Raw genomic sequence first — 26,037 nt, 5'->3', positions numbered from 1 at the left:
ATCGACTTTATACACATGTTTTATATGTTACAAATCTTAGAATCTACCATAACCTAAGAAATGTTTTTGATTGTAGCTGCTGCTTAAGCTAGAGTATGCAATACCTTTATCACCAGCATGAATCATTTGTCCATTACCAACATAAATACCAATGTGAGATGGACCTGCTTTGTAAGTACCTTGGAAGAATACTAAATCTCCTGGTTGTGGACTGCCTACTTTAGAAACAGAGTTCCAGTAACCAGCAACATCTTGACGACCTACACCATACACATAAGAGATAAAACCACTGCAGTCAAAACCGCCGTTTGATGGAGATGCACTTCCCCAAACGTATGGCATACCTAAATATTGCTGTGCTTTACCAATTACACCAGGAGCTGGTGTTGGAGCTGGATTTGGCGCTGGAGCTGGATTTGGTTTTTTCGATTCGTTTTTAGGCTGTTCTTTTTTAGGCTGTTCTTGCGCAGCTTGTCCGCCATTGTTTGCCGGAGCTGCTTGTTGTGTTTGAGCTTCTGCTTGTTGTTTTTGAGCAGCCGCTTCTTGTGCAGCTTTTTCTTGTTCTTCTTTTTCAGCTAATTGTTGTAAATATAACGCTTGCTTTTCAAGCTCTTTTAATTGACCTTCTGTACTTGTCATATTTTTTACAACAGTGTCCATTTTACCACTTAATGCATTTACTGCTTCTTGTTTTTTCGCTTTTTCAGCATCAAGTTCTTTCTTTGCCGTTTCAATTTTTGATTGTGCTTCTTTCAGTTCTTTTTGCTTTTGCTTAACTGTTTCAACATCTTTTTTCACAGCTTCTTGATCGCTTTGTTGCGTTTTCATAATATCTTCATCAGATTCAAGAATTTTAGAAACTGAAGTTAAACGATCTACTAAATCAGCAATGTTCTTAGAGTTTACAACAACCTCTGTTACAACGTTCGTATTTGGTTGTTCTTGAAGCGCTACTAAACGTTTTCTTAGCAATTCTTCACGTTTTGAAATCTTTGTTTGTAATTCAGCAATATGCTTACTTTTCTTCTCAATTAATTGCTCTGTTTCAGCAACTTTTTTTGTTGTTTCATCAAGCTTCGCTGTATTCTCTTGAACAGACTTATCTAAATCTTGAATCGTTTTATTTAAGTCATTCATTTGCTTTTGAAGCTCATCACGTTCTTGTTGTTGTTTATGTAAAGTATCATTTTGTGCATTAATTTGTGTTTTTACGTCATCAATCTTTTCTGCAAATACAGTTGGTGCTACCACTGAAAACATCATTCCTGCAGCCAATGCGCAAGATGCCATCTTTAGCTTTTTCATTTTGTTTTTACACCGCTTTCCTTTTTTCTTTTCCGAATATAATCTACTAAAATTTATACCATAATTCGGCAGATTTTTTGCCAATGTTACGTTTTTGTAAAATAAATGTAATATTTTTTCGGAAATCCAAGCAAAAACCAACTCTAATTCTATATATATTTGTAGAATCGTAAGAAAAAACATCGCTTTTTTACATCATTGTTATCTATTTGTTACAGAAAAAAACGTAGGGATTTCCCTACGTTTTTTCCAGTATACAAACCATTGCTTAACTTACTTTTATTCCACCCATTTTTCAGCCCAATTTTGGACCTCGTTCATAACACTTTCCAGTGATTTTCCTTTATCAGTTAGTCCGTATTCAATTCGGACAGGTACTTCTGGATACACATTACGAACAACAATGCCTTCGCTTTCTAATTCCTTTAGACGCTCTGACAACATACGATCGCTCATATTCGGGATAATATCAGCGATTTCTCTAAAACGCTTCGGCTCTTCTAATAAAGATTTAATAATTAAACCCGTCCACTTCTTACTAAGCAGTGTGAAGGCCGACTCGAACTTTGGACATAAGCAAGAATTATGCTCCATATGTTTCACCTCTCTTCTATTATAATATAGTTTCTTATAAAAAGTAAGCAATAAAACTTTCTTCATTTGAAATTATGTACATTTTATCATTTCCAAATATTTACTTGTCAAATAAAGGGGGAATTAAATTCACGTTTTTTCCTCACCACTACTAACTAGTCTTCTCAAATTGAGGGCCTACAAGCAGTAAAACTTCCACTTTTGAAATAGAAATACACGGTAAAATTAACGTAACATACCAATCCGTAAAAAAACTCTCTTCAAAAAAGAGAGCTTTTACATTTTTTATTTTGTATACCATCCTAAACCAATTGAGCCTTCTCCTAAATGCGTACCAATAACAGCTCCAAAATAACTAGTGCGAATTGTAACATGTGGATATTTCTCTTGCAATTCTTGCTTCCATGCCTCTGCTTCCTCTTCACGATTTGCATGAATAATAACAGCTTCCATCGGCAGACCTTTACTCGCCTGCTCATCAAAAATTTCAACAATGCGCTTTAATGCTTTTTTGCGCGTACGAATTTTTTCAAAAGGAATAATAACTTTATCTCTAAAATATAATACCGGCTTCACTTGAAGTAAGCTTCCAATAAACGCTTGTGCACTATTCAAACGACCGCCTCGTTGTAAATGGTGTAAATCATCCACAACAAAATATGCATCAATCGACTTTTTCATCTCATCAAATCGCTTTAAAATCTCTTCAGGTGTCTTACCTTCTCGCGCCATTTTTGCCCCTTCACGAACATAAAACCCTTGCACTTCACAACTGATTTCAGAATCATATGCGTAGACATCAATACCCTCTACCATCTGTCCAGCTGTTGTTGCTGTTTGATATGTCCCACTAATCCCACTTGAAAGGTGGATACTAATAACAGCATCATATTCTTTTGCTAATTCTTCAAACAGCTCGACAAACTTTCCAATTGCTGGCTGAGAAGTCTTTGGCAATTCTTCTTGTTCACGTACTTTTACATAAAAATCATCAGCTGTTATATCTTCTTCCTCTTGATAAGATGTTGTTCCAAAAACAACATTTAATGGAATCATGTGTATATTGAGTTCTTCACGAATATGCTTTGGTATATATGCTGTACTATCAGTAACAATAGCTGTTCTCATTTTCGTACCTACCTTATAAAAAAGTTTTTATTTCTAATTTTACACGAAAACTAGAAAAGGTGCATTAATGTATGAAAATGCTGGTTAAAAATTATAATAAACACCTCGACAAATTACAACAAAAACATTAAATTTCTGTCTAAATTTACGATATATTTTCAAAAAATGTTTGAATCTAAAAACGCTCCCTTTTACAATGTAAATACTAGTGATTCCGAAAGATAGGGGCGTATACCATTGTTATTACAATATTTAACAATCAAAGACTACGGTGAGCACGAAATTGTCATTCAAAAATCAAGATTTATCTGTTATATTAGCCGAGCCAAAACTGAAGAAGAGGCGCAAGAATTTATCCAAAAAATTAAAAAGCAGCATTGGAATGCGACGCATAACTGTTCTGCTTATTTAATTGGCGAACAAGACCAAATTCAAAAAGCAAATGATGATGGCGAACCAAGCGGTACAGCTGGTGTTCCAATGCTAGAAGTACTTAAAAAACGCGGCTTGAAAGATACCGTCGTTGTCGTTACACGTTACTTTGGTGGTATTAAACTAGGGGCAGGCGGTCTCATTCGCGCATACGGAAAGTGTACAAGCGAAGGGATTAACCATGTAGGTATAGTCGAACGAAAACTAATGCGTGTGATGAAAACAGAAATTGACTATACATTACTAGGAAAAGTTGAAAATGAATTACGCCACTCTGAGTATGCTATCAAAGATATACACTACTTAGAGAATGTAACTTTTGATACATATGTAGAAGAAAATCAGAAACAAAACTTTACCGATTGGATGATTGAACTAACAAATGGGAAATGTACAATTAAAGAAGGCGATATGTTGTACCTTGAACAAGATGTTCTACAATAAATCTTGTTCTGAGTGAGAAATGGAAAAGACTATTCTAGCTTCCATTATGAAAATAGAATAGCTAAGATTATAACCTTACATTAAAAGGAGATTATATATGGAAGATCGTTATCATCATCTCCAGAAAAGAAGAGTAAAAAAGAAACGTAGACGTAAATTGGTTCTCTTTCTTATTTTTGCATGCCTATTCGGCAGTGTAGGGCTATACTTTCTTAATTCCTACTCTTCTCTTATGGAAATGTATAATGGCTTTACACGCGATAAATCCAAGTTACGTGCAGAAGATGTAGAAATTACAAAAACTCCATTTACCGTTCTTATTATGGGGATTGAAGATTATGCAACGGATGGGCAAAACGGTCGAACGGATTCCCTTATGTTTGCAACCGTGAATCCGAAATCTAAAAAGGTCTCCCTCATGAGTATTCCACGTGACTCACGGGTAACGATTGCAGGAAAGAATAAAAAAGACAAAATTAATGCCGCACATGCTTACGGCGGAGAAAGTATGGCAATAGACACTGTTGAAAACTTTTTACAAGTTCCTGTTGATCACTATGTAAAAATTGACTTTAAAGGATTTAAAGGAATTGTCGATGCAGTGGGGGGCGTTACTGTCGATGTCCCATTTGATTTTTGGGAACGTTCCGATACGAACTATGATAAAAAAATTCACTTTAAACAAGGAAAGCAAGATTTAAACGGAGAGGAAGCCCTTGCTTATGTTCGGATGCGAAAGCAGGATCCAAACGGAGATTACGGTCGTGCCGCAAGACAGCGTCAAGTACTTGCTGCTGTTGTACACAAATTGAACTCTGCATCAACCGTATTTAAAATTAAAGATTTAGCAGATGTAGTTGGAAAATATATAAAAACTGATATACCAATCTTTGATGGGCTCGCTGTTTACAAGAAATTTTCTGATTTCGATCCTTCTCATATCGAAACGTTAAAACTAGAAGGAGAAGACAAGAAAATAGATGGTATCTATTACTTCATTCCAGATGAAATGAGCATGCAAGTCACTCGTAATTCGATTAAGAAAAATATCGGAAAAGCTGATGAACAAACAGAATCAACAACCGATACAAACGAAGGAATAACAGAGCAAAATAAAGATGCAAACCAAAATGAATCTTCACAATCAGGTGCAAACGATGAGGAAAAACCTACTGTAAACAAAAAGACACCAGAGCCACCACCATCTACAAATGCGCATGCAGAGTGGATTATGCGAAATCATCAATAAAAAAGAGCCGATGCTACTCGATCGGCTCTTTTTTCGTTATTTATTAATATGTTGTAAGATTGCTGCGACAATACGTTCTGAAGCACGACCGTCACCGTAAGGATTGGATGCCTGCGCCATTTTATCATGCGCTTCTTTATTTGATAATAACTCATCCGCAAGTGTAAAGATCGTTTCTTCATCTGTACCTGCTAGTTTCAATGTACCTGCTTCAATTCCTTCTGGACGCTCTGTCGTATCGCGCAGAACAAGAACTGGCACACCAAGAGATGGAGCCTCTTCTTGCACACCGCCTGAATCTGTTAACATTAAGTAAGAGCGAGCTGCAACATTATGGAAATCAATTACATCTAGCGGTTCAATTAAATGAATGCGGCTATGATCTCCTAAAATGTCGTTGGCTGTTTCACGTACAACAGGATTCATATGAACTGGATATACAACTTGTACATCTTCGTGTTTCTCAACAAGACGCTTAATAGCACGGAACATGTTGCGCATTGGTTCCCCTAAGTTCTCGCGACGGTGCGCCGTCATAAGAACAAGACGGTCGTTACCGAGCTTCTCTAGAACGGGATGACTATATGTTTCTTTTACAGTTGTTTTTAGTGCATCAATTGCCGTATTTCCTGTTACAAAAATACGAGACTCGTCTTTATTCTCTTTTTGTAAATTCGTTGCTGATTTTGCTGTTGGAGAAAAATGCAGATCAGCCATCACACCTGTTAATTGACGGTTCATTTCTTCTGGATACGGAGAATACTTATCCCACGTACGAAGTCCTGCCTCAACGTGACCAACAGGAATTTGATTATAAAAAGCCGCAAGACTCGCAATAAATGTCGTTGTTGTATCACCGTGAACAAGAACGATATGCGGCTTTGCTTCTTTCATTACTTGATCCAGACCTTCTAAACCACGTGTTGTAATATCAATTAAAGTTTGACGGTCCTTCATAATATTCAAATCAAAGTCTGGTGTAATTCCAAAAATGTTTAATACTTGATCCAACATTTGACGATGCTGCGCTGTTACAGTCACAATCGATTCAATTTTATCTGGATGCTTTTGCAACTCTAATACAAGAGGTGCCATTTTAATCGCTTCTGGACGTGTTCCAAAAATCGTCATTACTTTTAAACGTTCAGTCATTTCACTGCCTCTTTTCTTTCACGAATTACAATGTTACTACTATACTTGATTATAGCCAAAAATAAAGCGAAGCAAAAGTAAGTGCTTCATTAGACAATAATTGAAACATTACGATTACAAATACTCTTTCTTCCTATCGAGTAATAATCGATTTTATGTTTCTTCACATCCTCATCAGTATAACAATTTCTCCCATCAAATAAAATAGGCTCTTTCATAAAGGCAATATATCTTGCTAATGGATATATTCGAATAGATTTCCATTCTGTTACAATAAACGCTACATGAGCTCCAACTATTGCTTCATCCATTATCGCTTCATATTGAATTTCATCACCAAATACTTGTTTGAGATGCGAAAGGGCTTGTGGATCGTATACAACGACATTCGCTCCTATCTTGATTAATTCTTGTATGACGACAAGAGATGGAGCTTCTCGAATATCATCTGTATTTGGTTTGAAAGATGCCCCTAACACGACTATTCTTTTTCCTTTCATATCTATCACTTGTTTTGCTTTCTCAATTAACAATCTTTGTTGATTATGATTCACCTCAATGACAGCCTTTAACAGTTTAAAGTCATGGGCAACATTTCCAGCGATTTGAACGAGTGCTCCAGTATCTTTCGGAAAACATGATCCTCCATAGCCAATACCGGCCTGTAAGAAAGAAGAACCAATGCGCTTATCCATTCCCATTCCAGCTGCCACTTCTATTATATTTGCTCCTGTTTTCTCACATATATTTGATATTTCATTAATAAAGCTAACTTTTGTAGCTAAAAAAGCATTCGATGCATATTTAATCATTTCCGCACTGCGGAGATCTGTTATAAATGTTTTGATTAGCAATTTCTTATATAAACCTTTTACCTTGTCTGCTACTTCTTTCGAACTTGCACCAATGACAATACGGTCCCCATAAAAAAAATCGTATACGCCTGAACCTTCTCGTAAAAATTCCGGATTCGATGCTACTTCTATTTGATGTTGACTACATACATTCTTATAAATCCACTTCTTTATTAACTCGTTCGTTCCTACAGGAACTGTACTTTTTGTAATGACGGTGACATCTTGATTTACATATGTGCCAATATCATAACAAGCATGCTGAATATAAGTTAAATCAGCAGTTCCATTTGGCAAAGAAGGCGTTCCTACCGCAATAAATATGTAATCCGAATGCGCAAATGCCTCCCTTTTGCTAGAAGTGAATGTTAACCGGCCTTTTTTACCCATTAACGTTACTAAGCGCTCCAAATCCGGTTCATAAATCGGCATGTCTCCTTGCTGTATTCGCTCTATTTTCTTTTTATCTATATCAAAACAAATAACAGAATGCCCAAGGACAGCTAACCCTACCCCTGTAATTAATCCAACATAACCTGCACCCACCACTGTAATTTTCATTTCATTTTTCACACAGGGTTACCGCTGCCTACATAAGAAGATCCCTGCGCTTCCTCCTTTCACAGATAAGTACACAATTGCGATACTTCTAAATACGACATACGAGTAACCGTTTTGATGAAGGAAAAGTGAGATACTACTTCTAGTATATGAACCGATTTTTCTTTCTTTTTTAAAATTTTGTAAAAGAAAACTATCTCTTTTTTTATATTTTTTACAAATATATCGTCACACGTTATGTAAACTTCCATATTTTAACGTGAAACGTACGTATTCTAACGTGTAACACTTATAGTAAAGAAATTATGATACAAACTCCACTACACAGGTTGAAACGGCTCAGTCTATCTCAAGATGCAGAGAAAACAAAGAAAATAGACGAGAATGAAGGAGTGCGTAAACGTCTGATTTATGAAGGCTAATCATCAGTGAGAGATGAAGAAGCCCCCCTTTACTCTCTATATAGAAAGTGTTACAGAACCTTTACAACATACTTCAATGGCATGATATTTGTCATATATTTTATCTATTTCCAATTGCAGTGAATAGAAAAAAAGATTGAATTCTACTCTTTTTGTGATACCATATGTTATGAGCCTGCAAACAAACATCATAATTTTCAGATAAATCATTTAGAAATTAAGTTAAATTATAAAAGGTGGGGTATTAATGGACTCACAAGTGATTTATGCAGTTTTGGCATCTTTCATTACTGTACTCGTAGTCACTCCGTTCGTTATCAAATTAGCTTTTAAAATTGGAGCGACAGATAAGCCAAACGCACGTAAAGTACACCAAAAAATTATGCCTCGTCTCGGTGGACTGGCAATCTTCATTGGTGTAGCTGTAGGATTTATTGTTAGTGGATTATATGAGCAGAGAATGCTATCAATAACTTTAGGTGCTGTTATCATCGTTATCATCGGAATTTTAGATGATATGTATGAATTATCAGCAAAAGTAAAATTCGGTGGACAACTATTAGTTGCAATACTAATTGCAAAGAGCCAACTGTTAGTACAAGTCCTTTATATTCCGTTCTTAGGAGATACAGAACTTGGACTACTCGCATACCCAATTACCGTATTTTGGATTGTCGGTATTACAAATGCGATCAATTTAATTGATGGATTAGATGGATTATCAGCTGGTATTTCCTCCATTGTTCTTGCAACATTGGCATATATGGCCTTTACAAGCCCAATGGGAACTGGGGCAGTCATCATCTTGCCATTAGCGCTTATCGCACTTGCAAGTACACTTGGCTTTTTATTCTATAACTTCCATCCAGCAAAAATCTTTATGGGAGATACAGGTGCACTATTTTTAGGGTATTGCATTTCTGTTATATCATTACTTGGACTATACAAAAGCGTAACGTTATTCAGTTTCATCGTTCCTATTATCATTTTAGGTGTTCCTGTTTTTGATACGACATTTGCGATTATTAGACGTATTGTAAATAAAAAACCAATTTCCGCGCCAGATAAATCGCATTTACATCACCGTCTATTAGCGATGGGATTCTCACATCGAACAACGGTACTCATCATTTATGCATTTGGTATTTTCTTTAGTGTAAATGCCATTATTTTCACTAGCGCAACATTATGGTTATCGATTATTCTTTTATTCGCTTTGATTTTCTTTACTGAAATCGTCGCTGAAATAATCGGTCTTGTGCACGAACGATATAAACCAATTATTTCCTTTTATAAAAAAGTGAAAAAACGTGAAGAATAATAGTAGTATTGCCTTTATTACTACGATATATTCAAATAGCATCCTTTCTTTTTATGAGAGGATGCTATTTTTATTTCCAAAATATACTTTGTTTGAGAGTGAATAGATTGGATAAAGATATACATATAAAGAAGATTATGAGAAGAGCCTCTCTATTCCTTCTTGCATCTTTGATTGCGAAACTGAGGGTGAGTATAATGATGAAGCGAGTATGTCAATGTATGATAATACTTTTAGCTATGATGATATGTACAGCATCTTATAGTAAAGCAGCGACGAACTCTCTAGTTGAACATCGTTCTACTATCCAGACTGCTGCACTTCCACAAAAAATTGCGTACTTAACATTTGATGATGGACCAAACAAATATACATCACAAATTTTAAACATCTTAAAACAAAAAAATGCAAAAGCTACCTTCTTTGTTATTGGTGGAAGAGTATCTCGTTATCCCCAAACAACGAAACGCTTAATCAGTGAAGGGCATTACATCGGACTCCATAGTATGTCCCATGATGCAAAACGTCTATATACTGGAGATCCGTCCATTTTAATTTCTGAAATGATGCAAGCCCAAAAAATTGTCCAGCAAGTAACAAAGTTAAATTCCCATCTCGTTCGTGTTCCCTATGGCAGCATGCCGTATTTAAAAAAGAACTATCGAGATGCACTCGTTTCTGCTCATTATAAATTGTGGGATTGGACAATTGATACATATGATTGGAAAAGCCACAATAATCCTTCTGCGGTTCTAGAGCGTGTGATGAACCAAAGTGATGAACCAGTAGAAGTTATTTTAATGCACGATTCAAGCGTCACCGTACAAATCCTTCCTAAAGTAATTGATTATCTTCAATCAAAGGGTTATACACTTCTTTCTTATAATCCCTCCTCCCATGTAGAGGTAAACTTTTGGAAAGACACAAGATTGTAACAGCTTTAGTATATATGCTAGAGCTGTTTGTTTTTTCTCTTTCCACCCTTCTCATTTTTGTGTACAATTTTAAATAGTGATGAAGTTTCGAGGTGAAGAAAAATGAAACGAATTGACCTCATCTATGATGCAATACAGAAGGGGAACTACACAGAGGGCGTAACAGCATCTGATTTGGCTACGCATTTACAGCTAGACCGCGCAAATGTGAGCAGCGATTTAAATAAACTCGTGAAAGATGGACGATTATGTAAAACAAATACAAGACCTGTTCGTTTCTATATAGAGTTAAACCCTCTATTGGAAACGCCTTCAACGGATAGCACCACACTTGACGATTTCGCAAAAGAAAACACAAGTCTTAAAATCGCAATTGAAAAGGCAAAAGCTGCCGTACTCTATCCGCCAAATGGTATGCATACATTACTACTTGGAGAAACAGGTGTTGGAAAATCTATGTTTGCCTCCTTAATGCACGAATACGCAATGGAAGTCAATCAACTGCAAAAAGACGCACCCTTTATTATTTTTAACTGTGCTGACTATGCGAATAATCCGCAGCTTTTGCTTGGACAACTCTTCGGAATCAAAAAGGGTGCTTACACTGGTGCAAATGAGCAAAAAGGATTACTTGAAAAGGCCCATGAAGGCATTTTATTTTTAGATGAAGTACATCGTCTTCCGCCGGAAGGACAAGAAATGCTCTTCACGTTTATCGATCGTGGTGTATATCGTCGCCTTGGTGAAACAGAAAATGAACGTAAGGCAAAAGTATTAATTATTGCAGCAACAACAGAGGAACCAAATTCATTTTTATTAAAAACATTTACAAGACGAATTCCAATGACCATCACATTGCCACCGCTTCGAGAACGAACATATGAAGAACGCTTTACACTTTTACAGCTTTTTTTTACAAATGAAGCCATTCGTCTCAGAAAGAACATACATGTGAGTCCAAATGCAATGCGTGCCCTCGTCTTTTATCAATGTCCAAATAATATCGGGCAGTTGAAAACAGACGTCCAAATTGCATGTGCAAAAGCCTATTCTGATTTTGTAACAAAAAAGCGAGAATCTGTCCGCGTCTCGAGTACCGATTTGCCATGGTATATAAAAGAAGGACTCTTTATTGAAAGAAAAAGCCGTCACTTATACCAAGTGCCAAATGAAACGTTTTTATTTACAAGTGATAAAGGGTGGAGCAAGCACGAACTAGACAATCAACGTACATCGATTTATGAGTACATCGATCATAAATATGAAGAACTTCAAGCTCGAGGGATTGAAGAAGATGAACTAGAACTGCTCATTGAAAATGATATTCAAAGCTTCTTCGTTCAATATTTTAATCAAATGTCTAAAACAACCAATCATGAAAATGTGTTTAAAATAGTGGACCATCGCATTGTTTCTGTATGTGAAAAAATTGCCTCACTAGTAGAAAAACACTTAGCTAAGACTTTTGATGAAAAGGTATTTCTTGCTTTAAGTTTGCATGTACAGACAACTTTACAACGAATACGAAGTGGGAAACAAATCCATCACCCACAGCTGAACCAAATTCGAACAAAATATAAAGAAGCTTTCTCTGTAGCAATGAAGTGCATTCAAGTTTTAGAAGACGAATTACAAATCACGATGCCAATTGACGAAGCCGGATTTTTAACAATGTTTTTCGTTGTTGATCCACTTCCCACCTCACAAGCGGAAGTAAAAGTCTTAATTTTAGCTCACGGAAATGGTATTGCAACTGAAATGGCTAATGTCGCCAATGAGCTTCTTGGTATGCATGAAGTAACTGGCATCGATATGCCACTACACGAATCGCCAAAAGACTTTTTAGAGCGCGTTAAAGTCTACATGCGAACACTTGAACATATAAACGGACTTCTCTTACTTGTAGATATGGGATCACTCGCTTATATAGGAGATATATTAGAAACTGAATTTCAAATTCCGGTTCGCGTCCTCTCTATGACGAGTACACCGCATGTACTAGAAGCGGCTCGAAAGGCTCAGCTTGGCTATTCATTGGATGCTTTATATGAAACCGTAAAAAATTTAACACCTTTTTATTTACATGTACACGAAGAAAAGAAAAAACCACTGTCTCCAATGAAATCAGTTATTTTAACAGCCTGCCTAACTGGCGAAGGAAGCGCGATTGCTATTCAAAAGATGCTTGAAAATTATTTGCGCTTTGATAAAAATTTAATTGAAATTATTCCCATTAGCATCGTTCATCAAAAAGATTTAACAAAGATGCTTGAGAATATAAAAAAGGAACGAAATGTCATTTGTATTGTGACCAATTTCGATGTGCAAGTACCATGCTTAACTTACCATTTCCAAGATATCGTAAACTATAAAGCCATTCAGCCAATTCAAGAACTTATTACGTATGAAGAAACATACGCTAAAATGGCTGATATTCTCGGACAACAAATGCAGCGAGACGACGGGGCACTCATGATTAAGACGATTCGTTATACATTAAATACAATTCAAGAGCTCATCTCCTTGCAGCTAAATCCCGATAGCCTAATGGGCGTCATCTTACATATGAGCTGTATGATTGATCGTCTTCAAAAAGGAGAGAGTTTACTTCCTTATCCAGACCGAGAAGCTCGTCGCCAAGATGAATATTGGATGTATATGAAAGTAAAAAAAGCGCTGCAACCAATTGAAAATACATTTAAAGTAAACATTCCAGATGATGAAGTATTTTATGTGTTGGACTTCTTCATCAAGAATCAACCGCAAAAAGATCATGAAACAAACGAACGCCCGTGAAACTTCACAGGCGTTTCTTAATCCGTCTTATTCTTCCTCGTATCTCCCCTTTTTTAAAGGTTTCCGTATAAACATTCACATATGCATTTGCATGTTCGATTTCTTTCAAAAGCTGCTCAAATGTCTTTCGTTGTAAAGGCCCTTCTAAATCTTCAGTCGTTACTGTCCCTTTAACAATTCCTTGATCTACACTTATTCCATGCTTCACAGGCCCATATAAAAACAAAACTTCTGGCCCCACTTGATTCTTTCTTCCGAGATGGATTTGACATGATATCACTTTCTCTATTTCCTTTACTATTACTCTATAATGGATTTTCGTTAAATCACTATTAAAAATAAGCTCGACTACACCATAAGCGTTCGTCTTTACAGGAGGTACTTCCCTCTCTCCTTTTAACCTAGCAAAGAAATGTTTTGTCATACACGCAACATTCTCCTTATATAAAATTTACTTTACACACTCCTGTAACTAATTTATTGCTAAGGCATAATCAATTATGACCTTTTCCCTTTCATTCCCCATTCCACACATTTATAAAAACTTTACAAAGCAACGACTCCCCTTATATCACGCGCTTAAATTTTCATTTTCTTTAGATGATCCTTTGAAAATTTTACAAGCTCTATTCCTTCCGGTAAGCAAGTCTCTGTTAAAATTTGCAGTTCTTTTACGCGGTCCATCACGTAAGAAGATCGCTTTATCAGCTCCGGATCAATATAGGCCGGATGTACCATAACTTCTACAGTTTGCTCGTCCTTCACACGTTCTTTTAGTTTTAGAAAATAATCTCTCTGCACGCCAGCGCTATAAAAGTCACAATAAAATACATCTGAAAATGGAAACACCGCTTTTTCCTCTTCGCAGCGACGAACGGGCACGTTATATTTAGCTGCCAATCGCTTCATGACATCATGTAAAATGGGCAAACCGTGTATATGATGATGACTATCTAAATGCGTGAGTCGTAATCCAAATGATAAAAATTTTTCAATTTGAGCATTCCATTCTCTCTCAACCTCTTTTGGATTAAATTCCTCTTCTCTTACAATACTTTGTTTATGAAACAATCCCGTTTTTTCATCTACGAGGGATGGAACGTTCGTAAGGAGCGGCTTTCCAGCAGTTAAAACGAGATGTACCCCTACTCCTAATGATGGATATTCATTTGCTAAACGAACCGCATGCTCTACTGCTGGCATGTTCATCATCATTGTTGTCGAATTGACAATTCCATTTACATGACCATGAATAATCCCGTAATTTGTACCTTCTGAAAGACCGAAATCATCTGCGTTTACAATTAATTGAATCATCATTTCTCCTCCTCATTCAAGAAAAAAGCGGGCTTAGTAAGCGCCGCTTTTTATTTCTCTATTTTTTTAAAGAACTGCGGAAGATGTTCTTTATGCGCTTCCAACATTTCATCTAAAATTTGTTTTGCCACTTTATCTGATGGTACAAGTGGGTTAATTGTCATTGCAAGCAGTGCTTTATGATAATCTCCTGTAACAGCTGCTTCAATTGTTGTGCGTTCAAATGATTTAATTTGCTGTACTAAACCGCGAACTGGAACTGGTAAGTCCCCGACCGTTATTGGTTTTGGACCATCCTTTGTAATGATGCAGTTTACTTCAACAGCAGAATCGTGCGGTAAGCTTGCAATAGTACCGTTATTTCTCGTATTTACAGGCTGAATGTCACCTTTATTATTGTAAATAGATGTAATTAAACTACATGCTGCATCGCTGTAATACGCGCCACCTCTTTTTTCTAATTGCGGTGGTTTAATATCTAAGTTTGGATCTTTATATAGTTCAAATAAGTCCTCTTCTAATTGTTTCACTACTTCTGCACGTGTTCCTTTTTCTACAGAAGCCTGTTTCTCTTCTTCTAACATTTCACGTGTTTTATAATAGTAGCGATGATACGGACATGGAATCGCACGCAACGCACGAATAAAATCTGGCTCCCAATCAAGAGCAGCGATATTTTCCATCGTAATTTGGTTTTCTGGATCTGTTACAAGTTCTAACACACGATCCATCACACTTACCCCGTCTAAATACACATCTAATCCGTAAACCATATGGTTTAAACCTGCAAAATCAACTTGTATGCGGCTTGCATCCACTTCAAAAAGCTTTGCAAGACCCATACGAATACCGATTGGAACGTTACATAGTCCAACTACTTTTTCAATATTTGTATAACGAAGTACAGCTTCCGTTACCATACCTGCTGGATTTGCAAAGTTAATTAACCAAGCATTTGGGCAAAGCTCCTCCATATCTTTACAAATATCTAAAATAACAGGAATCGTTCTCAACGCTTTGAATAGACCACCAGGGCCATTTGTTTCCTGACCGAGTACATCATATTTTAATGGAATTGCTTCATCCTTCGCACGCGCTTCTAATAAACCAACGCGGAGCTGCGTTGTAACAAAATCTGCATCTTTCAATGCTGCGCGGCGATCTAATGTAAGATGAATATCAATTGGTAAGCCAGCTTTTTTCACCATTCGTTTCGCTAAATTACCAACAATTTCTAATTTTTCTTTTCCAGCCTCAATATCGACTAACCAAATTTCACGAACTGGCAATTCATCATATCTTTTAATAAATCCTTCTATTAACTCTGGTGTATAACTAGAGCCACCACCAATTGTAGCAATTTTAATCCCTTTCATACTTTACTCTCCTTTCGCATCCAGCTTTTTATATAGATCAATAAATTCTGTTGCTAATTCTTTTACTGTAATCGCATTCATTAAATGATCTTGTGCATGAATTAAAAGGACACTAATCTCTGTTTTTTCTCCTCTTGCTTCTGATTGTATGAGTTCTGTTTGAAAATGATGTGCTTCATTAATCGCTTCTTTCGCTCTCCCCATTGCTTCATCTGCCGCTTGTAAATCTCCTTGTTTTGCATATTGCAATGCTTCCATTGCATAACTTCTTGCATTCCCGCTGTGTAAAATCAATTGAAATGGAATTTGTTCTGCTGTAGTCATCATTATTACCGCCCTCTCTATTTCGTTCAAGCTTGGCATTCCTTCTGCTTGAACCTCTCTATTACATTGTTATTATTTTTATCTTATTTTAATGTTCTTCCAGATGTTTTCTTGTGTAGAAAGTGACTGTTCTCACAGACTATATGAACCTGTGAGAACAATCATGATTACATAGGTACAGATTGATCGTTTCCTTGCGCTGCTGCCTTTTCAGTGCGTACAACAGAGCGATCACATAATACAACGAATGGATAGTAAATCACCATCGCAAGAACAAAGTTAAACAATTGTAGAATTGCACCAGAAATATGTCCTCCTGTTACAAGATAACCACTAATAACTGGCGGTGTTGCCCATGGAATCATCGCAACTGTTTTTGGTACCCACCCAAAATAAAGAGCTGTATAAGAAGTAATGACAAGTACAATTGGCGTAATAATAAACGGAACGAATAGAATTGGATTTAAAATAATTGGTGTACCAAAAATAACTGGTTCGTTAATATTGAATGTACCCGGTCCAATTGACAGACGAGATACACCGCGTAATTGCGCGCTTTTTGCGACAATTAATACAACAACTAAGAATGCTAATGTTGCTCCGGAACCACCAAGATATACGAAAGTATCAAAGAATGGTTTTGTAACAATGTTCGGAACATCAAATGCAGATGTACCATCTTGGAATAATTTAATATTTTTCTCTAATGCCGGTAAATACAATGGCTCAATAATACCTGCAACAATATTTGGGCCATGTAACCCAAAGAACCAAAGTACATGAACAAATAAAACAACAATAATTGCACTTGGTAATGAACCTGCTAAGTTTTGTAATGGTACTTGAAGTGTATGAAAGATGAACTCATGAACACTTGTACCTGCTAATTTCACTGCTAATGTAATAAATGATACAACTGTTAAAATTACAAACGCTGGAACTAATGCTGCAAAAGATCGAATAACCGCTGGTGGTACCCCATCTGGCATTTTAAGAGTGATTTCTCTTTGTACAAAAAAGCGAAATACTTCAGTCACAAGAAGTGCAACAATAATTGCTACGAATAAACCTTGAGCACCTGTCCAAAGAAAGTTCAAACCGCCTTCTTTTGGGGTTACTGGAGTCAGAATAATTAAAGAACAGAATGAGATAAGACCTGCTGACAATCCATCAACGTTATAAGATTTCCCTAAGTTATAAGCTGTCGTAAATGCTACACTCAGCGCCAAAATTGCAAATGAACCAGTCCACATTCCACCTCCAATATCTTTCCAAACTTCACCAAATGTATCTTTCATAAAATTTTGGAAAACTTCAGATGGAAAACCATTCACAAGTGATGCAAGCGCCCCCACTAAAATCAATGGCATAACTGCAATAAATCCGTCACGAATCGCCGCCAAATGGCGTTGCGATCCGATTCTACCAGCAACTGGAACAATATACTTCTCCATAAATGCAATAAACTTTTGCATTTCATTTCCCTCCCTAATTATTTTTTAAGTGTTAACGCATGATCTAATACTGCTTCTCCATTCATCATGCCGTAGTGCATTGGATTAATTACATCGATTCCTACATTTCTTTCATCTGCAAGCGGTTTCAAAGAAGATAGCATGTAACGAACTTGTGGTCCCAGTAATAATACATCCGCTTCATCAATATTGTTTTTTACTGCATCACCAGATACAGCCCAAATCTTTCCTTCTAGACCACGAGCTTTTGCAGCGGCTTCCATTTTTGTAACTAGTAAACTTGTAGACATTCCTGCTGAACAGCAAAGTAAAATATTCATAAATAAGTCCCCCTATGATTGTAAATTATTTTTTATTTTTCTTTACGCCTTTTATTAATGCAATTACCGTGCCAACTTTTATAAACAGCTAAAAACCAGCACTTTTTATATGTATTCTCCTTGTGTGTTATCGCTTTCATTTAGTGTGTCGTCAAAATATGTATAGTGTGTTGCGAAACAACACACTTTTAACACATAACGGCAGAAAAAGCATTTACTGTTTAAAAATAAAACTACCCCCACCTCCTCTATATGAGTTTAAGGTGGGGGCTTACTAGCCGACATTTTCATCCTTTATTTAAGCAGCTTATTCAATTCCTGAATTTTTTTCCTCCAATAGATCGCCATTACATACCATATAATGAAGTAAATAAGAATGAAACTACTTATACAAATTACGATTGGAATAGGACGAGCTGGAACCCACCCCATCCAGATTGCAATCGGTAAGAATGTACCTAGCAAAATGATAAAATGCACAATCGTTTGTATTAATATCCCCCACTGTTCTTTCTCAAATACAAAAGAAGCAAAAGAAAAAATTACCCCGACTATATTCGCGATCCCAAGATGAAAAAGTAACGTCTTTGTCTCTAGTACATCCATTCCATTCACATAGCCAATCCATAAAAATAATAGACTATACATCATCGCCATCGCTATCCCTGTAAGCACTTTACTCCACACTCTCTCAAACAATGTAACCATATCCCTATCCTCCTCCCATATTTAAAGTTTCTTTAATAAGCGGTACATATTTTCTTGAAACATACTCCTTCATCCCATTTGAAAAGTGCGCACACATCGTGCCACTAAAAGACATTTCAAAACTCGTTACATGTTTTAGATTTGCTAATATAGATTTTGAGAATCTAACAAAATGGTCCCCTTGTAATTTTATTTCTAACTCATACAAGCGCGATTTCACTTCCAGAATGCCCTTTATTGTTTGAGCCATTACTTTGCGATCCTCTGCATAAAACCAATAAATATCTTTCGGTTCCAACACATAATATTGTTGTTCAAATATCCCCACAATTTGCTTCATATTCCCCCCTTCTATCCTTTTTAAAAGTTGCTGAACTTCATCAGTCACTTCTTTTGCTTTCACAATAACCTCTACCTCATCTTGTGATGGATTTAATTCAAGGTAAATCTTCAATTGCTCCCCCCCTTACACTTCTATTGTTACATATATTCCAAAAAAAGGAATGAACAGGTGTATAAGTGGTGTTGTTTTCGTCATAACCGACTCGTTTTCGGACATAAAAGGTGGCGAGGTGGCAAGAGGTGTTGAAATATGTCGACTGGTCGATATCTCGTGTCGAACCGCCGATATGTTATGCTGAATCGCCGATATATTTTAACTTGCGCCGATAAATGAGGGAGAATCGCCGATATATTTGATGTTGTGAAGAGTAAATAGAAAAACCTGTGCCAAAGGCACAGGTTTTTCTTCTATTCTTCCGCTATTTTCTTATATAATGCAATAAACTCACTAGCTAATTCTTTCACTGTAATCGCATTCATTAAATGATCTTGCGCATGAACCATAAGCAATGTAACCTTTGTTTGATCTCCGCCAGCTTCTCTTTGAATTAAATCTGTCTGCAAGCTATGAGCTTTCTGTAACTCTTGAAGCGCTTTTTGTATTTTAGCTTCTGCCTCCTCAAACTCTCCATGCTTAGCATGACCGATTGCTTCCATCGCATAACTTCTTGCATTTCCTCCGTGTAAAATTAAATGAAAAGCTTGCGTTTCTAACGTATCCATTCGAATTCCCTACTCCCCTTTTTCTTCAGCTATTTTTTGTTTGTCTCACATTTTCTAAAGCGGCAAATACATGAAAAACGCGAGTACAAAGTTCATAATTCGTAAGACAACCGCTGAAAAGAATCAGTGTCGTCCATGGTACCGCTGCACCGCTTGGTCTCGCCACAATTCCCTACTCTATTGCAAAATCTCTCCTACTATATTATGAATGCTTCGGAAACTTGTTTGTTCTAAATGAAACAAATGACCCAAAACCTGGAACAAGCGCTATGAATAAACTCTTGACTCCCCACTCTCTTGCGTATGAAGTATATGCGGCATTGCGAGTAAAAAATAATCCCCCTGCCGCCAGCTCATCTACTTTATACTACTCGCCTAGACTGTAAGCGATTCCAAAACTTACTATTAAAGACATTATATTAAATGTTTCTCCAACTGGATACCCTAATTCCTTTTGCCAATTTTCTCCGAATCAACTTGCTATAAGCTCACTGTACCCCGGTATTGGCAAAGTAAAATATGCATCATACTCCCCCTTTCTTATGATAAATCTAAGTAGCTACTAGGTTATCAATCTATCTGTCTAGATTTCATTCGTTATACCAAACATAAAAACAAAAATTTCCCTGTTTTCACGCTATTCTATCTATCTGTATTTTCCTAGTAAAGAGAGCTACAACTCGCTATAATGGTTCAGTATGATTTTTTTATTTGATAGGAGGGTATAAATATGAAAGCTTATCGCTTTCCCATTATTTTATTATCTTCCATCCTAATTGGTGGTTTCATTGGGTATTTCATGGGCGCTGATGCGGTTTCTTTAAAGCCGCTTGGTGACATTTTCTTAAACTTAATGTTTACGATTGTCGTACCTCTCGTGTTCTTTAGTATCGCATCATCAATTGCCAATATGGATGGCTTAAAACGCTTTGGAAAAATTATGTCTAGCATGGCTGGGACTTTCTTATTTACAAGTATTATCGCTGCAATTTTTATGATTATTGTTGTGAAAATCTTCCCGCCTGCACAAGGTGTTGTATTAGAACTAACACAGCCTGATAAAGTTGAAAAAGGTGTTAGTGTTGCTGATCAAATCGTTGGTATTCTTACAGTATCAGACTTTTCTAAGTTGCTATCTCGCGAAAATATGTTAGCTCTTATTTTCTTCTCTATTTTAATGGGGATTGCAACTTCAGCAGTTGGTGAAAAAGGAAAACCATTTGCAACATTCTTACAAGCTGGTGCTGAAATCTCAATGAAAGTTGTATCTTTCATTATGTATTACGCTCCAATTGGACTCGGTGCTTACTTCGCCGCGTTAGTTGGTGAATTTGGACCACAGCTTCTTGGAACGTACTTCCGAGCTGCAATGGTATATTATCCATCTTCTCTGGTATACTTCTTTATTGCATTTACATTTTATGCCTACCTTGCAGGCCGCAAACAAGGTGTGCATATCTTTTGGAAGAACATGGTCTCTCCTACAGTGACATCACTTGCAACTTGTAGTAGTGCCGCAAGTATTCCAGCAAACTTAGAAGCCACGAAAAAAATGGGCATTTCTTCTGATGTTCGTGAAACAGTTGTCCTTCTTGGATCTACACTTCATAAAGATGGCTCTGTTTTAGGCGGTGTGTTAAAAATCTCATTCTTATTTGGGATTTTCAATATGGACTTCTCAAGTCCAAAGACATTAGCGATTGCACTTGTTGTTTCCCTATTAGTAGGAACCGTAATGGGCGCAATTCCTGGTGGCGGTATGATTGGTGAAATGTTAATTGTTTCTCTATATGGCTTTCCACCAGAAGCTCTTCCGATTATTGCAGCAATTAGTACAATCATCGATCCACCAGCAACAATGTTAAACGTAACAGCAGACAACGCTTGTGCCGTAATGACAGCTCGTCTTGTTGAAGGAAAGAACTGGATAAAAAATAAATTTGCATAATATATAACAAAAAGCAGAGGCAACAGGCCTCTGCTTTTTTAGCTGTTGTTTTACAAAATCCCTTATTACAACAAGAAAGACAATGCTATCTTTTCGGATGCCATTGTCTTTTACTTCTTCTTATTCAATTCTGTCTCAGCCAATAATGGTAATATATTATCAAAAATATGAGTATTGTTATCTTTTCCGGTTACATATCCACCATAAAATCTGCTGAATACACTATCATTTCGAAATTCATTCATCCGCGCATATAATGTTTTCGCAAACTCTATGTCCCCTGTTTTTAATACATATAAAATTGTTAATCCATATACAGCTGGCGATTCATAATCAACTGCTGGCTCTCCTGTTTCTAAATGATAACGACCGTATAACTTTCCATCTTGTTGGAACTTCTTCTTAATAAACGCAAAGTAAGCCTCTGATGTAAGTCCTCCCAAACTACGGTGATATGCTACATAAGATTGATCAATTAAGTTTACAATCTTGTCATATCGAAATGTACCATCTTCTTTATATTCTTTTGGAAATGCCCAATTCTGTCGCGGGTAATCTGCTAAAAATTGAATGATTTCTTCATAATGCGTCGCTGAAATTTTCCCATTTTTCTTCATATAATAAAAAGCATGTGGATTTATATAAGATGTCGTTAAAAAATTATTTTGTATGCGATTGTCTGCATCATAATAATCAACATACTGCTTTCCTCTTTTATTGAAACGAAGTACAGCATCACTCAATTGATCAGCAAGACGTTTATAACGTTTTTCTTTATACATATCATACGCACGATATAACTGTTCAATAATGCGTAAATCATCAATAAGTGCATTTGTTGCGGATTGCTTCTTCCCCACTTCAGAAATTTTCCATAAAACAATATAGTCTTTCTGTATAAAATAATTTTGAAGTACCTTTAATTGCTCGTCAAACAACGATTGGTCATCTTGATCAAGAGCATATTGGAACCAAAGACCCACTGATTCTGACAATGCTTCGCGACCAGCGGCCTCATTCTTCCCCTCTTTTGGATCGGATATTCGATGTGTTGCAAGTGAACCATTTTCGTTAAACATATGCCTTAAAATAAAGTGCTCAGTCCGGTTTCCTTGAAATGCAGTCAAAAAAACCAATCCCCCTAACAAAAATAACACAATCATTCCAGTCCAAATGTACAGGCGTTTGTTCACATTCTCTCACCTCCTCAATCAGATTAACCGTAATTGTATGAGAACATACATAAATGAAGAATCTTTATATCATATTTTTGCAATTCAACCAGAGGTATTCATGAACCGACGAAACACTTATAAAAAAAAGCCCGTCCAAAAGTTATACTTTTAGACAGGCTCTTCCTTACCCTTTTTTTGTAGGTCTATATAATAATTGGACAAGATGGTCATATTCCTTCCGGGTAATCTCTTTATTATATAATTTTAGTAACAAGTCTTTATGCTTTTTTGAAAATGCCATTTTATTAATGACCTCAGGATACATAAAACATCTCCTCCGTTTCATATGAACTTCTTTCTTCTATTTGCTTCAGCTGCCCCTCAAAAACAGAACTCATGTTCGCAAAAAGAATTATAAAAGATTTTGTTCTAAAACACAAACGAAATGTTCCTTTGTCTTCTTTCTGAATTTTTCAACACAATACTATCATATTCATTTTTTAAAATACAGATATACCCTAAGATTTTTTGAATAAATTTACCAATCCAATCAGAAAATAATGGCAAAAATGTAGAGGAGTAGAATTATGGATACTGTTACATTATCACGTGCTTTCTTTGGGTCATCATTAGCATTCCATATCATTTTTGCAACACTTGGAATCGGGCTTTCTTTAATGATTTTCATCAGTGAAGTATTATACCACTTAAAAAAAGATTCCGATTATGCCATCATGGCAAAGCGCTGGACAAAAGCTTTTGCTATTCTTCTTGGCGTCGCAATCCCGACTGGAACAATTGTAGGTGTACAAATTTCACTTCTTTGGCCTGGATTCGCGAAAATTGTCGGCCAAGTTATTTCCGTTCCCTTTCAGATTGAAATTTTCGCCTTCTTTTTAGAGGCATTATTTATGTCTATTTACGTATACGCAGCGGATAAATTACCTCCAATGATGAGACTTGTTTCGCTCTTTTTTGTCATGCTTGGCGCGACTGCTTCCGCTGTATTAATTACATCGGCAAATACATGGATGAATACACCAGCGGGATTTTCTATGAATCCAGATGGTTCTGTCTACAACGTAAACCCTTGGAAAGCTTTCTTTAACCCAAGCTTTTTCACAAGTTCCTTTCATGTTGTCATTACAGCTTACGCAACAGGGGCAGCTGTTATTGCGGCGATTGGGGCTTTTAAATTATTAAAAAGAAATACGAGCAAGCGAGAAATTGCCTATCATAAAAAAGGATTATTTTTAGGACTTGTCGTCACGTGTATAACAGGAGCTATTATGTGGGTTTCTGGGCACGAATCTGCGATTGCCTTACATAACCATTCGCCAGAAAAATTAGCAGCGGCAGAAGCTTTATTTGAAACGACATCACATGCGCCCCTTGCGATTGGTGGATTTGTAGATTCCGCAACCAATAAGCTGCAATATGCGTTAGAAATTCCAAATATGCTGAGCTTATTAGTTGGCCTAGATCCTAACACGGTTGTAAAAGGGTTAAATGAATTCCCACAGGAAACATGGCCACCATTTTATACGCACACCTTTTTCAACTTAATGGTAGGCTCAGCTGTATTTACTTTTGCTGTTGCGGTCATTGCACTTCTTTACTGGTACTTTATTTACCGAAAGAAAGGAGTACAGTTACCAAGATGGTTACTATGGGCTACTGTTGCATGCGGACCCATTATGATGCTTGGCATTGAATTTGGATGGATCTTTAGCTGTAGCGGCCGACAACCTTGGACCATTTACGGTATGCAGCGAACCGTTGACGCGGCTACACGCGCCGATTTCGTTGGACCGTTATTCATCTTATTTATTATTTTATATATTGGACTCGGTCTTTTAACTGTTGTTGTACTTCGAACATTCTTTAAAAGACATCCATTAAAAAATGATTTACACCCGCAAGGAGGAGACTCGCATGCATGAAGCTAGTATTGCCATCATCATCTTATGGGCTCTTATTTTCGTATACAGCATTTTAGGTTCCATTGATTTCGGAGCGGGATTTTGGGGCATGGTGTATGCAAAACATCCAACGCTTGCTGCTAAGCTTGCGAATCGTTATTTATCACCAACTTGGGAAGTGACGAATACGTTTCTCGTATTTGTTGTCGTTGCCTTTCTTGGTTTTTTTCCTAAAGCAGCTTTTACACTCGCTACCGTCATGTTTGTACCTGTTACACTCATTTTAGTTCTCGTCTCTATTCGTAGTACATTTATGGTATTTGCCTATTCTGTTCCGAAGTATGAACATACTTTACGCTTTATTTCCGGTATTACAGGATTGCTTATTCCAGCCTTACTGATTACCGTTTTACCAGTAACAGAGGGTGCCTATATTTCAACGAGCGGAGGCAAAGAGGTTCTCTTATATAGTAAACTTTTATCAAGTCCTGTTATTTATTGTTATATGCTATTTGGATTAACTTCTGAGCTATTTTTATCTTCACTTTTCCTAGCTGATTTTGCTAGAGAACGCCGCTCAGAAGATACATACCGTCTTTATAGACGAAACGCCATTATACTTGGACCAGCTACCCTTGTTACAGCTATCATTGCCCTTGTGGTCATGGATCCGGAAACACATTGGCTTATGCAAGGATTAATTAAACAATTCCCCTGGTTCACGATATCTATTATTTTATTTGTTATCGGTTATTCCTCTCTATGGTGGTCAAATAAAAAGCATGGTTCTCTCGGTTGGCCTCGCATTGCTGTTTTAGCAGTCGTTGCTCAATATGCTTTCGCAAGTTATGCCTATGGCGTTGCTCATTTACCATATATTATTTATCCAGATATCACCGTGTTCACAAGCTTTACAACGAAAGAAACATTCTATGCTTTGCTTATCCTTTATGCGATTGGTATCGCAATCTTGCTTCCAGGCTTTATCTTCTTCTGGAACCTCTTCCTAAAGGATCGAACATTTTTAAAAGAGAAGTAAGAAATGTAAAAAGACAGTTTCAAAGTCATACGCGGCTTATGATTCCTTTTCTTTCATCTGTAAAACAAAATAACCCCCTTTGCTACCGTCTTAGTAAAGGGGGCTTCTCTATTATAAAGCTAGGTACATGTGATCCATTAAGGAAAAGGTGTTCAAAATCGTACATATTTCTATT

General features: G+C 36.7%; 22 protein-coding genes and 2 pseudogenes. 8 read left to right on the top strand and 16 right to left on the bottom strand.

Features of this window, described 5'->3' with window-relative positions:
* Nucleotides 1–36 precede the first annotated feature (36 nt).
* The 3 genes and pseudogenes from MR063_RS17860 to MR063_RS17850 all read right to left on the bottom strand — a co-directional run bounded on the left by MR063_RS17860 (nucleotide 37) and on the right by MR063_RS17850 (nucleotide 3,027).
* Nucleotides 37–1,488, bottom strand: a pseudogene (locus MR063_RS17860) (C40 family peptidase).
* Nucleotides 1,489–1,584: 96 nt separating this feature from the next.
* Nucleotides 1,585–1,899, bottom strand: a complete 315-nt coding sequence (locus tag MR063_RS17855; RefSeq protein ID WP_242200471.1) for a winged helix-turn-helix transcriptional regulator — start codon at nucleotides 1,897–1,899, stop codon at nucleotides 1,585–1,587.
* 285 nt (nucleotides 1,900–2,184) lie between these two features.
* Nucleotides 2,185–3,027, bottom strand: coding sequence for a DegV family protein (locus tag MR063_RS17850; protein ID WP_242200468.1), 843 nt, complete (start codon nucleotides 3,025–3,027; stop codon nucleotides 2,185–2,187).
* A gap of 237 nt (nucleotides 3,028–3,264) precedes the next feature.
* On the opposite strand from MR063_RS17850, the gene MR063_RS17845 reads away from it, so the two are divergent.
* Nucleotides 3,265–3,903, top strand: coding sequence for a YigZ family protein (locus MR063_RS17845; RefSeq protein ID WP_242200466.1), 639 nt, complete (start codon nucleotides 3,265–3,267; stop codon nucleotides 3,901–3,903).
* Nucleotides 3,904–4,000: 97 nt separating this feature from the next.
* Nucleotides 4,001–5,152 carry an LCP family protein gene (locus tag MR063_RS17840; protein WP_242200463.1) on the top strand — a complete coding sequence of 384 codons (1,152 nt, stop codon included), beginning with the start codon at nucleotides 4,001–4,003 and terminating at the stop codon, nucleotides 5,150–5,152.
* Nucleotides 5,153–5,188: 36 nt separating this feature from the next.
* Here MR063_RS17840 and wecB read toward each other — a convergent pair whose 3' ends face one another.
* Both wecB and MR063_RS17830 read right to left on the bottom strand, forming a co-directional pair.
* The gene (gene wecB / locus MR063_RS17835) at nucleotides 5,189–6,304 is read right to left on the bottom strand and encodes a non-hydrolyzing UDP-N-acetylglucosamine 2-epimerase (RefSeq protein ID WP_242200461.1); all 1,116 of its coding nucleotides are present in this window, start codon (nucleotides 6,302–6,304) and stop codon (nucleotides 5,189–5,191) included.
* 89 nt (nucleotides 6,305–6,393) lie between these two features.
* A complete protein-coding gene (locus MR063_RS17830) occupies nucleotides 6,394–7,719 on the bottom strand; it encodes a UDP-glucose dehydrogenase family protein (protein WP_242200482.1) in 1,326 nt (441 codons plus the stop codon).
* 669 nt (nucleotides 7,720–8,388) lie between these two features.
* Between MR063_RS17830 and MR063_RS17825 the strand changes: the two genes are divergently transcribed.
* The 3 genes from MR063_RS17825 (at nucleotide 8,389) to MR063_RS17815 (ending at nucleotide 13,193) form a co-directional block, all read left to right on the top strand.
* Complete coding sequence (locus tag MR063_RS17825) at nucleotides 8,389–9,462, top strand: glycosyltransferase family 4 protein (protein ID WP_242144893.1); 1,074 nt, start codon at nucleotides 8,389–8,391, stop codon at nucleotides 9,460–9,462.
* A 197-nt stretch (nucleotides 9,463–9,659) separates the two neighbouring features.
* Nucleotides 9,660–10,397: a polysaccharide deacetylase family protein gene (locus tag MR063_RS17820; protein WP_242200458.1), complete on the top strand. Its 738-nt coding sequence runs from the start codon at nucleotides 9,660–9,662 to the stop codon at nucleotides 10,395–10,397.
* A 102-nt stretch (nucleotides 10,398–10,499) separates the two neighbouring features.
* A complete protein-coding gene (locus tag MR063_RS17815) occupies nucleotides 10,500–13,193 on the top strand; it encodes a sigma-54-dependent transcriptional regulator (protein ID WP_242200456.1) in 2,694 nt (897 codons plus the stop codon).
* Nucleotides 13,194–13,197: 4 nt separating this feature from the next.
* Here the strand turns inward: MR063_RS17815 and MR063_RS17810 are convergent, their stop codons facing one another.
* The 10 genes and pseudogenes from MR063_RS17810 to MR063_RS17760 all read right to left on the bottom strand — a co-directional run.
* Complete coding sequence (locus MR063_RS17810; protein ID WP_242200454.1) at nucleotides 13,198–13,617, bottom strand: CHRD domain-containing protein; 420 nt, start codon at nucleotides 13,615–13,617, stop codon at nucleotides 13,198–13,200.
* Between the two features lie 155 nt (nucleotides 13,618–13,772).
* Nucleotides 13,773–14,510, bottom strand: a complete 738-nt coding sequence (chbG, locus tag MR063_RS17805) for a chitin disaccharide deacetylase (protein ID WP_242200452.1) — start codon at nucleotides 14,508–14,510, stop codon at nucleotides 13,773–13,775.
* A 50-nt stretch (nucleotides 14,511–14,560) separates the two neighbouring features.
* Nucleotides 14,561–15,886, bottom strand: a complete 1,326-nt coding sequence (celF, locus tag MR063_RS17800; protein ID WP_242200451.1) for a 6-phospho-beta-glucosidase — start codon at nucleotides 15,884–15,886, stop codon at nucleotides 14,561–14,563.
* A 3-nt stretch (nucleotides 15,887–15,889) separates the two neighbouring features.
* The gene (locus MR063_RS17795; protein ID WP_087095567.1) at nucleotides 15,890–16,213 is read right to left on the bottom strand and encodes a PTS lactose/cellobiose transporter subunit IIA; all 324 of its coding nucleotides are present in this window, start codon (nucleotides 16,211–16,213) and stop codon (nucleotides 15,890–15,892) included.
* A 164-nt stretch (nucleotides 16,214–16,377) separates the two neighbouring features.
* Nucleotides 16,378–17,685, bottom strand: a complete 1,308-nt coding sequence (gene celB, locus MR063_RS17790) for a PTS cellobiose transporter subunit IIC (protein ID WP_242200450.1) — start codon at nucleotides 17,683–17,685, stop codon at nucleotides 16,378–16,380.
* A 17-nt stretch (nucleotides 17,686–17,702) separates the two neighbouring features.
* Nucleotides 17,703–18,005: a PTS sugar transporter subunit IIB gene (locus MR063_RS17785; RefSeq protein ID WP_242144885.1), complete on the bottom strand. Its 303-nt coding sequence runs from the start codon at nucleotides 18,003–18,005 to the stop codon at nucleotides 17,703–17,705.
* A 294-nt stretch (nucleotides 18,006–18,299) separates the two neighbouring features.
* Nucleotides 18,300–18,713, bottom strand: coding sequence for a DUF3021 domain-containing protein (locus tag MR063_RS17780; protein WP_242200448.1), 414 nt, complete (start codon nucleotides 18,711–18,713; stop codon nucleotides 18,300–18,302).
* Between the two features lie 4 nt (nucleotides 18,714–18,717).
* Nucleotides 18,718–19,167: a LytTR family DNA-binding domain-containing protein gene (locus tag MR063_RS17775; RefSeq protein ID WP_242200446.1), complete on the bottom strand. Its 450-nt coding sequence runs from the start codon at nucleotides 19,165–19,167 to the stop codon at nucleotides 18,718–18,720.
* 296 nt (nucleotides 19,168–19,463) lie between these two features.
* On the bottom strand, nucleotides 19,464–19,778 hold the full coding sequence (locus MR063_RS17770; RefSeq protein ID WP_242200444.1) for a PTS lactose/cellobiose transporter subunit IIA: 315 nt from the start codon (nucleotides 19,776–19,778) through the stop codon (nucleotides 19,464–19,466).
* A 370-nt stretch (nucleotides 19,779–20,148) separates the two neighbouring features.
* A pseudogene (locus MR063_RS17760) lies at nucleotides 20,149–20,289 on the bottom strand (PTS cellobiose transporter subunit IIC); the annotation flags it as partial.
* 219 nt (nucleotides 20,290–20,508) lie between these two features.
* Here MR063_RS17760 and MR063_RS17755 point away from each other — a divergent pair.
* On the top strand, nucleotides 20,509–21,726 hold the full coding sequence (locus tag MR063_RS17755; protein ID WP_242200442.1) for a dicarboxylate/amino acid:cation symporter: 1,218 nt from the start codon (nucleotides 20,509–20,511) through the stop codon (nucleotides 21,724–21,726).
* Between the two features lie 110 nt (nucleotides 21,727–21,836).
* Here MR063_RS17755 and MR063_RS17750 read toward each other — a convergent pair whose 3' ends face one another.
* On the bottom strand, nucleotides 21,837–22,919 hold the full coding sequence (locus MR063_RS17750; protein WP_242200440.1) for a transcriptional regulator: 1,083 nt from the start codon (nucleotides 22,917–22,919) through the stop codon (nucleotides 21,837–21,839).
* Between the two features lie 569 nt (nucleotides 22,920–23,488).
* Here MR063_RS17750 and MR063_RS17745 point away from each other — a divergent pair.
* Both MR063_RS17745 and MR063_RS17740 read left to right on the top strand, forming a co-directional pair.
* Nucleotides 23,489–24,844 (top strand): cytochrome ubiquinol oxidase subunit I, encoded by a 1,356-nt coding sequence (locus tag MR063_RS17745; RefSeq protein ID WP_242200437.1) that lies wholly within the window; start codon nucleotides 23,489–23,491, stop codon nucleotides 24,842–24,844.
* Complete coding sequence (locus tag MR063_RS17740; RefSeq protein WP_242144876.1) at nucleotides 24,837–25,862, top strand: cytochrome d ubiquinol oxidase subunit II; 1,026 nt, start codon at nucleotides 24,837–24,839, stop codon at nucleotides 25,860–25,862. Before MR063_RS17745 ends, MR063_RS17740 begins: the two co-directional genes overlap by 8 nt.
* Nucleotides 25,863–26,037 lie beyond the last annotated feature (175 nt).

It is taken from the genome of Bacillus cereus group sp. BfR-BA-01492, from assembly GCF_022662815.1.
Classification (GTDB): Bacteria; Bacillota; Bacilli; order Bacillales; family Bacillaceae_G; genus Bacillus_A; species Bacillus_A cereus_BD.
Note: the sequence above shows the minus strand (reverse complement) of the source record. Positions and strands in the feature narration are given on the sequence as shown.